Below are 13,019 nucleotides of genomic sequence, written 5' to 3'. Positions count from 1 at the left end.
GCGAGCAGGGCTTGCCGCGCGGTCATGATGCTGCATCAGAACTTAGAAGTTCTGGAAGAGCTGGCGCACCTTGTCGTAGGAGGCGTTGGCGATGTTCAGCGATTGCAGGCCGAGCTGCTGCTGGGTCTGCTGGGCTTTCAGCTTGCTCGACTCCTCTTCCATATCGGCATCAACGAGACGGCCGATGCCTTCGGTGATGTTGTCGGACAGGCTCTTTGCGAAGTCGTCCTGCATGCTGATGCGTTTTTCCAGCGCGCCGAAGGCCGAGCCGACAGTCGTCAGCTGCTGGAGCGCGGCATCGACGACGCTGATCATCTCGTTGAGGTCCTGTTTGCTTGTCGCCGCCGTCAGGCCGATTTCCACCTGGCCGGCCGTATTGCCGTTCTTGCTCTTCGTCAGCACCCAGTTTTTCGCCGTGCCGAGTTCGGTTGCAAAGAAGGCGGAAGTCAGCACACCATATTCGCCGGTGCCCCCTGCCCGGTCATCGATCACATAGCGCGCATCCTTGGAGGAGGTCGCGCCGCTCGGCGGGATGTCGATATGGTAGCTCAGCATGCCGACCGATACCGTACCATCCGAATTACGGATGAAGGAGGCCGGGATCTGTCGCGGCTGAGTCGGCGTGGAGGTATTGTCGAGGATGATCCAGTTGTCGTTGTTGAAGCCCGCACCTTCCGAAACGCTGCGAAGCTGCGCCTTCAACTGGTCGAGCTCTTCATTGATCTTGGTCTTGTCGACGCCCTGCTCTGTTGCGGCGACAAGCTTTGCCTTGATCTCGGTGACGACGTCGATGACGCTATTAACGCCGGCAGATGCAGTGCCCATGGTGGCGGCAGCCATGCCGAGGGCATCCTGAACGGCCGACAGGGCCTTGTTGTCGTGGCGCGCCGTCGTCGCGACCGACCAGTAGGCGGMATTGTCCTGGGCTTTTTCGACGCGCAGACCCGTCGTGATATGGTTCTGCGTAACCTTCATATTTCGATTGATGTCACGCAGCACATAAAGCGCCGCATCCACGGAGGTGCGCTGATAAATACTCACGGTACGAACTCCAAAAACACTACAAAACGCAACGAAACAGGATGTACCGAAATCACACGGACGTTCATGTCCGCCGTCGCTGGAGGCAGCGCAATGGCCTTCGAAAAACTGAGAAGACCGGCCGGTTACTGATCGCAATCATTGCGGGTTATGCTTAAAAAACGACTAATCTTCAGAAGTAATTTATCTTATTTCACAAGACTTCATATACCATAGAAAAGCCCGCCGATGAGGTCCGGCGGGCGCTTCCGAAAGTATTGATAAAGACTTACTCAGCAGCCTGGAGGTGTTTTTGCGGACCCGGCCGCGGACGCGTCGCCTGCGTCATTTCCTCATGCAGGCGCGCCTCCTCATGGGCATGCGGTTTGGCGAAGCGGGCAATCAGCAGATAGGCGACGGGCGTGATGAACAGCGTCACCAGCGTCGCAAAGCCGAGACCGCCGACGATCACCCAGCCGAGCGCTACGCGTGCTTCGGCACCCGCGCCATGCGCAAAGACCAGTGGCACACCCCCAAGAATGGTCGCGATCATCGTCATCATGACCGGACGCAGACGAAGCGCGCAGGCCTTCTCGATAGAAGTGCGCACATCTTCGCCACGGTCACGCAGCTGATTGGCGAATTCCACGATCAGGATGCCGTTCTTCGCCATGACGCCGACAAGCAGCACGAGGCCGATCTGGCTGTAGATATTGAGGCTGGAGCCGGTGATGACAAGCGCGAAGACGGCGCAGGCGAGACCGAGCGGCACCGTCGACATGATGATCAGCGACGACAGCACGCTTTCGAACTGTGCGGCCAGCACCAGGAAGATGATGACGATTGCAAAGCCGAAGGTCAGCGCCATACCGCTGGAATTCTCTTCGAGCGTTGCGGCTTCGGCGAGCGGCAGCAAGCGCGCGCCGGGCGGCAGCAGCGGCTCGGCCATCTGCGTGACGTTCTTCACGGCATCGCCGAGCGACATGCCGTCCTTCAGGCCGGCGGTGATCGCAACAGAAGCGAGCTGCTGTTCGCGGTTGAGCTGCGGGGCGACCGAGCCTTCCTTCAGCGAAGCGATGACCGACATCGGCACGATCTTGCCGTCGCCGGTCTTCAGGAAGACGTTTTCGAGATCGGTTGGATCGTCGATCGGCCGCATCGTCGAGGTCAAAAGCACCGGATAGGATTCGCCACCGACGAAGACGTCCACCACCGAACGGCCCTCGAGCAGCGACTGGATGGCGGTCGAAAGCCCTGTTATGTCGATGCCGAGGTCGGAGGCCCGCTCGCGATCGATGGCGACCGAGACCTGCGCCTGCGACGGTTCGTTGGTCAGGCGCGGCGTGTCGTACTGACCGCTCGCGTCGAGTTGCTGCACCAGCTTGGCGGCAGCAGCCGTCAGCGCCTCGTGATCGTTGCCGATCAGCGCCATCTGCAATCCGCTGCCGGCGCCGCGGATGCGCAGGCTGTTCGACGAAATCGCATTGCCACGCAGCGCCGGCACCTTTGACGCCGCCTGGTTGATGTCGCGGACGATCTCGGCCTGCGTGCGGTCACGCTCGCCCCAGGGCGCCAAGGTCAGGACCATGAAGCCGCTATTGGAAGAGCCGCCCTGGCCGGAGATCGAGAAAATGTTCCTGATGTCGCCGCTGTCGACGAGCGGTTGGAGGTATTCCTCCACCAACTGCATCTTGTCGCGCGTATAGTCGAGGCTGGAGCCTTGCGGCGTCGTTAGCCGCATCATCACCATGGCGCGGTCTTCCTCCGGCGTCAGCTCGCTGTTGACCGTACCGAAGGCGACCACAGCGGCGGCACCGAAGATGAGCGAAAAGACGATGACGATGAAGGGTGCATTCAGGCAGGCATGCAGCCCCCATTTATAGACGCGGGCGAAAGCCTCGCCGAAGCGGCCGAGCAACCCGTGATCCTCGATCATCGGCTTGGTCAGCATGCGCGAGGCGAGCATCGGACACAGCGTCAGCGCCACKATCGACGACAGGCCGACCGAGAAGGCGAGCACGAAACCGAATTCGCGGAACAGGCCACCCACCTGCCCCGGCAGGAAGGACAGCGGAATGAAGACGGCGGCAAGCGTGGCCGTCGTCGCAATGACCGCGAAGAACACCTCGCGTGTGCCGAGCACGGCAGCCGCACGCGGCCCCATGCCCTCGGAGCGCCGGCGCACGATGTTTTCGAGCACGACGATGGCGTCGTCGACCACGAGACCGGTTGCCAGAACGATCGCGAGCAGCGTCAGAATGTTGATCGAGAAGCCGACCATGTAGAGCGCTGCGAGCGTGCCGATCAGCGCCACCGGCATCGAGACGGACGGGATCAGCGTCGCGCGCCAGTCGCGCAGGAAGAGGTAGATGACGATGGTGACGATGACGGCCGACAGCAGCAGTGCCAGCACCACTTCGTGGATCGCGCCCTCGATGAACACAGCGTCGTCACTGGTGATCGCGATCGTCGTGCCCTTCGGCAACGTCTTGGAAAGCTGGTCGACAGCAGCGTGAATGCCGGTGGAAATATTCAGCGTGTTGGATTGCGCCTGGCGGATGATGCCGAGACCGATGCCCGGCTTGCCGTTGGAGCGCAGCGCCGTCTCACCGTCGCGCGGCCCGAGTGTCACGGTCGCAACGTCACCGAGGCGCACATTGTGCTGCAGGATGACGTTCTGGAAGTCTTCAGGCGTCTGCAGGCTGGCGGTGGCGCGCACCACGATATCCTGCATCGGGCTCTTCAGCGAACCGGCCGGCACGTCGAGCGCGGCATTGTCGAGCGCCTTGGTGAGATCGCCGATGGTTAGCCCGCGGCTTGCAAGCGCGCTCTGATCGACGTCGACGCGGAAGACCTTTTCCTGATCGCCGTATTCTTCGACGTCGGCAACGCCGTCCACGGAGGCCAGACGATCGACCACCTCGTTTTCGACGAGCAGCGTCAGATCGTCCATGTTGAGCGTATCCGACGTCACCGCAAGGCGCATGATCGCCGAAGAATCCGAATCCGCCTTGACGATCTGCGGCGCATCCGCCTCGTCAGGCAGGTTCTGGGCGATGCGGCCGATGGCGTCGCGCACGTCATTGGCGGCAACGGCCAGATCGATGGAATCGGAAAACTCCAGCGTCACGCGGCTCTGGCCGAACTGGGAACTGGAAGAGATGGATTTGAGACCGCTGACGCGCGCGACCGCACCTTCGATGACCTTGGTCAATTCCTGGTCGACCGTCTGCGGCGAAGCGCCGTCGAAGGCCGTGCGAACCGTCACGACCGGCCGGTCGACATCAGGCAGCTCGCGCACTTCGACGCCCACATAGGCCGCAAGGCCGGCCACCACCATCAGCGTGTTGAAGACCAGCGCCAGGATCGGCCGGCGCACAAAGAGCGCAGTGAAGCTCGCCTTGCTGGATTCCGGTTTGTCGTGGTGGATCTCGGTCACGCTCATTGGGCGGCGACCTTGTCGTTCGAGGCGACATCGGTCGCCACGCGCACAGCGCCGTTTTCGCGCACGCGCTGCAGGCCCTGCGTGACGATCTGATCGCCATCATCAAGATCCGCGTTGACCAGCACATAGTCCGGATTGCGTTGCACGACCGTGACCCGCACCTTATGCGACTTGTTGTCGGTCACCCGCCAGACGAAGGAGCCCTGTGCATCCCACTGCACGGAGAGCGGGTTGACGGCGGGATATCTATCGCCGGCAAACTTCATGCTGACCGAAAAGGACATGCCGGCGCGCAGCTCGTCCGAGCGGTTGTCGATGCGTCCGCGCAGGCGCAGCGTGCGGCTTGCCGGATCGATGCGGTTATCGACCGCTTCCAGCACGCCGGAGAACACCTTGCCCGGCCGCGCCACCGACGTCGCCTCGACCCCCTGGCCGACCGAAACCGTATTGGCGAAGCGTTCCGGCACCCAGTAGTCGACGAGGATTTCAGTGCGGTCGTCCAGCGTGACGATCGGCGTCGAGGTGGTGACATTGTCGCCGATATTGACCGGCACGATGCCGACGATACCGTCGATCGGCGCCACGATGTTGCGGCGGGTGAGATTGAGCTCGGCGGCCTGCAGCTGCAGTCGCGCATTCTGCTCGGCGATCTCGGAATCGAAGACGTCCATGCGCGAAACGCTGGACTTGATACTGTGGTAGAGGTTTGATTTCTCGAGCGCGCTGTTCAGCGCCACCTGTGCCTGCCCCTGGGCAATCACCTGCTCTTCGCTGTCGAGCTTGGCGAGAACCTGGCCCTGTTTGACCATATCGCCTGACTTGATGAGGATTTCGCGGATCGTGCCCGTCGCCTGCGGCGTCACCGCAACGGAGCGGATCGCGTCGCCCGTGCCGATTGCGTTCAGCCGGTCGTTGACGATGCCCTGAACGACGGCCTGCGTGACGACGAGAGTAGCTGCGTTGCGTCCACCGCCACCGCCGTTACCTCCGCCATTGCGACGGCTCTGACCTTGCCCCTGATCTTGACCGCCCTGACCTTGTGCCTGCTGCGCATCAACCGTTTCGTCGGCCTTGGGCGCAATCATGGAAACGATATTGTCGGGAATTCCTGCATTCCGCATCGTCTCGCCGGCACCGGGCACAAAATAGACCCACGCGGCAAAGCCGGCCATGATGACGACGAGACAAAGTACAAACTGCTTCCAAAACGGCATTCACGTCTCCGGAGGGACTCGAGGTTGTCCAGGGTCTGTCGAAAGAGGCGTGCGAGACAAAAAGTCTCGCTGGTGCGACAATATCGCACCTTTCCCCGGCCGGCAGCAAGCGTAACCACCCGTCATTACGGATTTGTAATATCAGCAGACTTTGAAAATAACCCGTCCGCTCACTTTTACTTGAGTGGCTACAAAGTATGCCGGCAAAAGCGTGCAGCGGTTTCCGTCCGTAACTGCACCACGCCTTAAATACGTCGCTCCCGCCGCCATGTTCCGGGCGAAATTCCGTTGAGTGCGGTGAAGACCCGCGTCAGGTGACTCTGGTCGGCAAAACCGCAGGCAACCGCGATCTCGGCGATGGAGGCCGTGCCGAGCAGCATCTGCCGCGCCTTCTCCGCCCGATATTCCATCAGCCAGCGATGCGGCGTGCGGCCGGTCGATTTCTTGAAAGCGCGGATGAAGTAGCTGGTCGAAAGCCCACATTGCGCCGCGACATCGGAAACCGTCGCCTCCCGCGCCGTCAGCGAGGCAAGAAACGCCGTCGCCATGTTGAGCTGGCGGGCCGAGAGCCCACCCGATCGCTCCGCGGGCAAGCTGACACCGCCGTAGCGGGTCACCAGATGCGCCTGCAGCGCCAGCAGGACGTGATCGATGAAAAGCGCACTTGCATGCGCCGGTTGGCTCAACGCCGGCAAGAGCGCCATGGCAAGCCCCTGCACGACAGGATCAAGCTGCCCCTGCTTGCAATCGAGGCCCTTGAAGCCCGGCCGCCCCGCCTCGTAGCTGAAATCGGAGAGGCCCTGGCGCGAGATGTTGAAACGCACATTGTCGAAGGAGGAGCGGTGATGGCAGCGCCATTCCTCGCMCAGATCGGTGATGGCCAGCGTTCCCTCGGAATGCCCGCCCTCGAAGACGAGCTTGCCGCTGCGCCAGAGGCGATGGCTGTCGAAGGACTTCAATTGCGCGATGACACTGAAGGCATCCGCCTGGGGAATCGGCCCGCTCTCGTTATGATCCGCGCTGTTGCTGCGCATGCGCACGATCGAAACCGCGCCGGCTCTAAGCAATGAAATCTGTGGCCGAGTTGCCAATTCAATCACCCCCGTTTTCGAATTGCCTCCCGTTATCACAATCGCACGATTTTCCCTCAAAAACCACTCACGGGAACCGAAACGGCAGCCACCGTTCCCGAGGCTGCCGTCCGTCATACCGCTTCCTGAAAGATCAGGCGGCCTCCTGAAACGCCTTTTCCAGCGTGGCAATGTCGATCTTGACCATCTGCAGCATCGCCTCGGTCATGTTCTTGGCATTACCCTTGCGCGTGCCGGTCATCATCTCGATCAGCGCCTTGGGTACGATCTGCCAGGAAAGACCCCAGCGATCCCTGAGCCAGCCGCATTGTTCCGCCGTGCCCCCGTTGGCAAGGAAGCCATCCCAGATGCGGTCGACCTCCGCCTGATCTTCGCACATGACCTGCACGGAATAGGCATGGTTGAAAGGTTCGAACGGCCCTGCCTGCATGGCGACAAAATTCTGGCCGCCGAGCGTGAACTGCACGATCTCGACGCTGCCCGGAGGGCCGCTCGGCGTTTCCGCCGGCACGGTGGTGATCTCGCCGATCGCGGAATTGGGCACGAGCAAGACATAGAATTCGACCGCCTCGCGAGCGCCTTCGGCAAACCAGAGATGTGAAATGACCTTGACCATGAAACGTCCTCCTTGGGTCTGTTGGTCTCTGTTCATGGCTCTAGGACGCGTGAGCCTCGCCCGTCCCGACAGAGAAGTACGAGAATTTTACCGGCCTCCCGTTTCTCGGTCTTCCGAAGCCTCAACGAGGCCCTGCAGGTCAGGACAATTTTCGACAAAAGAGGGTGAAAACAAACAATCGGAATTGGTTTTTGCCAAGTAGGTTCGCCGGCAATACGCGGCCTCGCTCTTGCGGGGAAGCGATGCCGACCGACGCCCTGCCCCTCTCGGGCACGCATGCCGGCAACACATTTCCAGCCTTTAAGGCCTCATGACCAGGGAGAACGACCAATGTCCGGATATCTTGAAGTCCTCACACCCCAGAACAGCCAGCTTATCTTCATCGATCAGCAGCCGCAGATGGCCTTCGGCGTCCAGTCCATCGACCGCCAGACCCTGAAGAACAACGTCGTCGGCCTCGCTAAAGCCGCCAAGACCTTCAAGGTACCGACCACCATCACCACGGTCGAGACCGAAGCCTTCTCGGGTCACACCTATCCGGAACTGCTGGCCGTCTTCCCCGAGAATACGATTCTCGAACGTTCCTCGATGAACTCCTGGGACGATCAGAACGTCCGCGACGCGCTGGCGAAGAACGCTGCCAACGGCCGCAAGAAAGTCGTCGTTTCAGGCCTCTGGACCGAAGTCTGCAACACGACATTCGCGCTATCCTGCATGCACGACACCGATTACGAAATCTACATGGTCGCCGATGCCTCCGGCGGCACGTCTGCCGATGCGCATAAATACGCCATGGACCGCATGATCCAGGCTGGCTGCGTTCCCGTCACCTGGCAGCAGGTGCTGCTGGAATGGCAGCGCGACTGGGCTCGCCGCGAAACCTATGACGCTGTGACTGGCATCGTGAAGGAGCATTCCGGCGCCTACGGCATGGGCGTCGATTACGCCTACACCCATGTCCACAAGGCGCCCGAACGCGTCAAGCACGGCGATCGCATCGGCCCGAACCCGGCKAAGTAAGCTCCATCGGCGGAGGCGGTCTGTGGTCAGCCTCCGCCTGCCTTGCATGCCGCCCTTCCTTGAAGGCGGAAATGAATCGAGGATCCAATGAAAATCTATCTCCTCTCCCTCGGTGCCGGCCTTCTCGTCGGCATCGTCTACAGCCTGCTGAATGTTCGTTCGCCAGCTCCCCCCGTGATCGCGCTCGTCGGGCTGCTCGGCATCCTCGTCGGCGAGCAGGTCATTCCGTTCGCCAAAACGCTGATCAACAAGGAGCCGGCCGCAGTCTCATGGCTGAACCAGATCAAGCCGCACATGTTCGGCCACCTGCCGAAGGGCGGCCAGCTCTCAGACATCAAGGCCGCCGACATCAAGCCCTCCGACAAGGTCTGATAACGCTCGCGCTCGAGGACGAAGACTATGGAAAACACGACCGCCGACCTCATCCTGCATCACGGTCTGATCACCACGCTCGACCGCTCCAATCCGACCGCCAGCGCCGTCGCCGTCAAGGATGGCAGGTTCCTCGCTGTCGGCCATGACGCCGAGATCATGGCGCTCAAGGGGCCGGACACCAAGGTAGTCGATCTCAAGGGCAAACGTGTTCTTCCGGGCCTCATCGACAACCACACGCACGTCGTCCGCGGCGGTCTGAACTTCAACATGGAGCTGCGCTGGGATGGCGTGCGATCGCTCGCAGATGCCATGGACATGCTGAAGCGCCAGGTGGCGATCACCCCGCCGCCGCAATGGGTCCGCATCGTCGGTGGCTTCACCGAGCATCAGTTTGCCGAAAAGCGCCTGCCGACCATCGACGAGATCAACGCAATCGCCCCCGATACCCCTGTCTTCATCCTGCATCTTTATGACCGCGCGCTGCTGAATGGCGCGGCTCTGCGCGCCGTCGGCTACACCAGGGACACGCCGAACCCGCCGGGCGGCGAAATCACCCGCGATATCAAAGGCAACCCGACTGGTCTGCTGCTCGCAAAGCCKAATGCCGGGATCCTCTATTCGACGCTCGCCAAAGGGCCGAAGCTGCCCTTCGACTATCAGGTCAATTCCACCCGTCATTTCATGCGCGAGCTCAATCGCCTCGGGGTAACAGGCGTCATCGATGCCGGCGGCGGCTTCCAGAACTATCCCGATGACTATGCCGTCATCCAGAAGCTTGCCGATGACGGCCAGATGACCGTCCGCCTCGCCTACAATCTCTTCACCCAGAAGCCGAAGCAGGAGAAGGAAGACTTCCTGAACTGGACCGCCTCGGTGAAATACAAGCAAGGCTCCGATTACTTCCGCCACAACGGTGCCGGCGAAATGCTCGTCTTCTCCGCTGCCGATTTCGAGGATTTCCGCCAGCCGCGCCCCGACATGCCGCCGGAAATGGAAGGCGAGCTGGAAGAGGTCGTACGCGTACTTGCGGAAAACCGCTGGCCCTGGCGCCTGCACGCCACCTATGACGAGACGATCAGCCGTGCGCTCGATGTCTTCGAAAAGGTCAATCAGGATATTCCGCTCGAAGGCCTCAACTGGTTCTTCGACCACGCAGAGACGATTTCCGAACAGTCGATTGACCGGATCGCTGCTCTCGGCGGCGGCATCGCCGTGCAGCACCGCATGGCCTATCAGGGCGAATATTTCGTCGAGCGCTACGGAGTTGGTGCTGCCGAGGCCACCCCGCCCGTCGCCCGCATGCTGGAAAAGGGCGTCAAGGTCTCCGCCGGCACCGATGCCACCCGCGTCGCCTCCTATAATCCCTGGGTGTCACTCTCCTGGATGATCACAGGCCGCACCGTCGGCGGCATGGCGATCTATCCGCGCCGCAACTGCCTGGATCGCGAAACGGCGCTGCGCATGTGGACCGAAAACGTCACCTGGTTCTCCAACGAGGAAGGCAAGAAGGGCCGCATCGAAAAGGGCCAGTTCGCCGATCTCGTCGTGCCGGACAAGGATTTCTTCGCCTGCGCCGAAGAGGAAATCTCCTTCCTCACCTCGGATCTGACCATGGTCGGCGGCAAGATCGTCTATGGCGCCGGCACATTTGCCGCACTGGACGAGAACGAAGTTCCGCCCGCCATGCCCGACTGGTCACCAGTGCGCAGCTTCAAGGGTTATGCCGCCTGGGGCGAACCCGAAGGTKCCGGCAAGAACTCGCTGCATCGCCGCCTGATCTCTGCTTGCGGCTGCGCCAATGATTGCAATGTCCACGGCCATGCGCATGCCAGTGCCTGGGGCTCGAAGGCGCCGGTTTCCGATCTCAAGAGCTTCTGGGGCGCACTCGGCTGCGCCTGCTGGGCAGTCTGAGGATCGATGCCATGCATGCCCTTGAAATCCGACTTACGTCGCTTGCCCGTCCCCTTTTCGGCGCGGCCCTCATGCGCTTCATTGCCTATCTCGGCCTCTGCGCCGCCTATCTGCAGGGCGGCCTCGACAAGCTCACGGACTTTCCGGGCGCGATCGGCGAGATGACCCATTTCGGCCTGTCGCCTGCGCCGCTCTTTGCGGTGCTCGTCATCGTCCTGGAGCTTGCCGCCTCGGCCATGATTCTCTTGGGTCTCCTGCGATGGCTGGGTGCGCTCGCCCTCGGTGGCTTCACACTCATGGCCACCTTCCTCGCCCTGCGTTTCTGGGAGTTACCCGCTGGAATGGAGCGCTTCATGGCCGCCAATTCCTTCTTCGAACATCTGGGTCTTGTCGGCGGCTTCCTGCTCGTCGCCTGGCTCGATCTGAGTGAAAAAGCATAGGGCAACCTGCACCTAAGCATCACTTCCGCTGACCATTGCAAAATGTTTCCTGACCGTGTCAGCACCGCGGTGCAAACCATTCGCCCCCTGGGCGTAGATCCTACCAACCCCAGCATAGGACAAGTTCAATGCCGACGATCACCACCAAAGATGGAACGACGATTTACTATCAGGATTGGGGCAACGGTCAGCCGATCCTCTTCTCCCACGGCTGGCCGCTCTCGGGCGATGCCTGGGAAGTGCAGATGCTCTATTTCGCCCAGCAGGGCTACCGCGTCATCGCCCACGATCGCCGCGGCCATGGCAAGTCCTCGCAGCCGTGGAACGGCAACAATATGGATCAATATGCCGATGACCTCGCCGAGCTCATCGAGAAGCTCGACCTGAACAACCTTATCATGATCGGTCATTCCACCGGCGGCGGCGAAGTCGCCCACTATATCGGCCGCCACGGCACGAGCCGCGTCGCCAAGGTGGTGCTCGTCGGCGCCGTTCCGCCGCTGATGCTGAAGACGCCCAACAATCCCGAGGGCACGCCGATCGAAGTCTTCGACGGCATCCGCAAGGGCACGGCCGGCGACCGCTCGCAGTTCTACCGTGACCTCACCATGCCCTTCTACGGCTTCAACCGCGATGGCGCCAAGGTCAACGAAGGCCTGCGCGAAACCTTCTGGCTGATGGGCATGGCCGGCGGCATCAAGGGCCACTACGATTGCATCCGCGAATTTTCAGAAGTCGATTACAGCGAAGACCTGAAGAAGATCGACGTTCCGGCCCTGCTCATCCACGGTGATGCCGACCAGATCGTGCCGATCAAGGCTGCCGCCGAAAAGGGCATCAAGCTTCTGAAGAACGGCACACTGAAGGTCTATCCGGGTGCCCCGCACGGCCTCGCCCAGACGGAAGCCGACAAGTTCAACGCCGACGTTCTCGCCTTCATCAAGGCCTGAACCGCCTTTGCACTGATTTAGCGGCCGGCCGGGCCGAAGGAGATCACCTATGCTTCGTTTATCCCTAGCTTTTACCGTTCTTCTCGGCCTGGCCGGCGTCCCGGCCTATGCCGCCTCGCCGCAATTCGGCGTCGGCGCGCAATATGATACGACCCATGTCTATGTCGCGCCAGGCGACGTGGACGCCTTCGCCAAAAGCTTCCTAGCCACCTTCGGCGGCACGAGCACAAAGCAGGTGACGGCAACCGTCACGCCGACGCCGAGCAGCACCACATCGCAACTTCTGCAGACGCCATCAGGCACCGTCTCGCTCTTCGGCTTCAAGACGCCGATCCCCTATCCCTTCGGTGCCGAACGATCAGGTTACCTCGTCACCGATCTCGACAAGGCGATCGCAGCCGCAAAGGCCGCCGGCGCCGATCTCATCGTCGCCCCCTTCCCGGATCCGATCGGCCGCGATGCCGTCATCCAATGGCCGGGTGGCGTCAACATGCAGCTTTACTGGCATACCACGGTGCCGAACTATCCGGCCTTTGCGTCCGTTCCGGAAAACCGCGTCTACGTCTCCGCCGACCGTGTCGCCGCCTTCACCCACGCCTTCCTCGCCTTCTCGCAGGGCAAGGTTATCACCGACGAGGAGAAGACGCCGGGTATCGAGATCGGCCTGCCGGACAAGACTTTCCATCGCCTGCGCATCGACTCCATCTTCGGCCGCATGACCGTGCTCGTCACCGATGGCCAGCTGCCCTTCCCCTATGGCCGCGAGATGAGCGGCTATGAGACCGCCGATCTCGATGGAACGCTGCAGAAGGCCAAGGACAGCGGCGCCGAGATCCTCGTCGCGCCCTATCAGTCGGGCGACCGCCGTGCTGCCATGGTGGAATTCCCCGGCGGCTATATTGCCGAAATCCACGCCGTCGCGGCAAAGTAACGACAC

Annotated in this window: 11 protein-coding genes; 6 read left to right on the top strand and 5 right to left on the bottom strand. The window is 61.5% G+C overall.

Annotated elements, in window-relative coordinates; genetic code table 11:
- Positions 1–42 precede the first annotated feature (42 nt).
- The 5 genes from AC1DNW_RS08495 to AC1DNW_RS08475 form a co-directional block, all read right to left on the bottom strand.
- Positions 43–1,041 carry a flagellin N-terminal helical domain-containing protein gene (locus tag AC1DNW_RS08495; RefSeq protein ID WP_477852438.1) on the bottom strand — a complete coding sequence of 333 codons (999 nt, stop codon included), beginning with the start codon at positions 1,039–1,041 and terminating at the stop codon, positions 43–45.
- A 268-nt stretch (positions 1,042–1,309) separates the two neighbouring features.
- Entirely contained in the window at positions 1,310–4,465 is a 3,156-nt protein-coding gene (locus tag AC1DNW_RS08490) for an efflux RND transporter permease subunit (protein ID WP_113308089.1), read from the bottom strand.
- Positions 4,462–5,679, bottom strand: coding sequence for an efflux RND transporter periplasmic adaptor subunit (locus AC1DNW_RS08485; RefSeq protein ID WP_113308088.1), 1,218 nt, complete (start codon positions 5,677–5,679; stop codon positions 4,462–4,464). Before AC1DNW_RS08485 ends, AC1DNW_RS08490 begins: the two co-directional genes overlap by 4 nt.
- 245 nt (positions 5,680–5,924) lie before the next feature.
- Positions 5,925–6,713, bottom strand: coding sequence for a helix-turn-helix domain-containing protein (locus tag AC1DNW_RS08480; RefSeq protein WP_477852437.1), 789 nt, complete (start codon positions 6,711–6,713; stop codon positions 5,925–5,927).
- 190 nt (positions 6,714–6,903) lie between these two features.
- Complete coding sequence (locus AC1DNW_RS08475) at positions 6,904–7,386, bottom strand: VOC family protein (RefSeq protein ID WP_113308087.1); 483 nt, start codon at positions 7,384–7,386, stop codon at positions 6,904–6,906.
- A gap of 330 nt (positions 7,387–7,716) precedes the next feature.
- Between AC1DNW_RS08475 and AC1DNW_RS08470 the strand changes: the two genes are divergently transcribed.
- The 6 genes from AC1DNW_RS08470 to AC1DNW_RS08445 all read left to right on the top strand — a co-directional run bounded on the left by AC1DNW_RS08470 (position 7,717) and on the right by AC1DNW_RS08445 (position 13,013).
- Positions 7,717–8,406 carry a hydrolase gene (locus tag AC1DNW_RS08470; RefSeq protein WP_113300137.1) on the top strand — a complete coding sequence of 230 codons (690 nt, stop codon included), beginning with the start codon at positions 7,717–7,719 and terminating at the stop codon, positions 8,404–8,406.
- 87 nt (positions 8,407–8,493) lie between these two features.
- Positions 8,494–8,778: a XapX domain-containing protein gene (locus AC1DNW_RS08465; protein ID WP_113308086.1), complete on the top strand. Its 285-nt coding sequence runs from the start codon at positions 8,494–8,496 to the stop codon at positions 8,776–8,778.
- A gap of 27 nt (positions 8,779–8,805) precedes the next feature.
- Positions 8,806–10,692 carry an amidohydrolase gene (locus AC1DNW_RS08460; protein WP_477852436.1) on the top strand — a complete coding sequence of 629 codons (1,887 nt, stop codon included), beginning with the start codon at positions 8,806–8,808 and terminating at the stop codon, positions 10,690–10,692.
- A gap of 11 nt (positions 10,693–10,703) precedes the next feature.
- A complete protein-coding gene (locus tag AC1DNW_RS08455) occupies positions 10,704–11,132 on the top strand; it encodes a DoxX family protein (protein ID WP_113308084.1) in 429 nt (142 codons plus the stop codon).
- Positions 11,133–11,260: 128 nt separating this feature from the next.
- Entirely contained in the window at positions 11,261–12,082 is an 822-nt protein-coding gene (locus AC1DNW_RS08450) for an alpha/beta fold hydrolase (protein ID WP_113300133.1), read from the top strand.
- A gap of 49 nt (positions 12,083–12,131) precedes the next feature.
- A complete protein-coding gene (locus tag AC1DNW_RS08445; RefSeq protein ID WP_113300132.1) occupies positions 12,132–13,013 on the top strand; it encodes a glyoxalase in 882 nt (293 codons plus the stop codon).
- The last annotated feature ends 6 nt before the right edge of the window (positions 13,014–13,019 follow it).

The organism is Rhizobium sp. 05L429 (assembly GCF_056397645.1).
The sequence above is the reverse complement of the archived record's forward strand: the minus strand, read 5'-3'. Positions and strand labels throughout refer to the sequence as shown.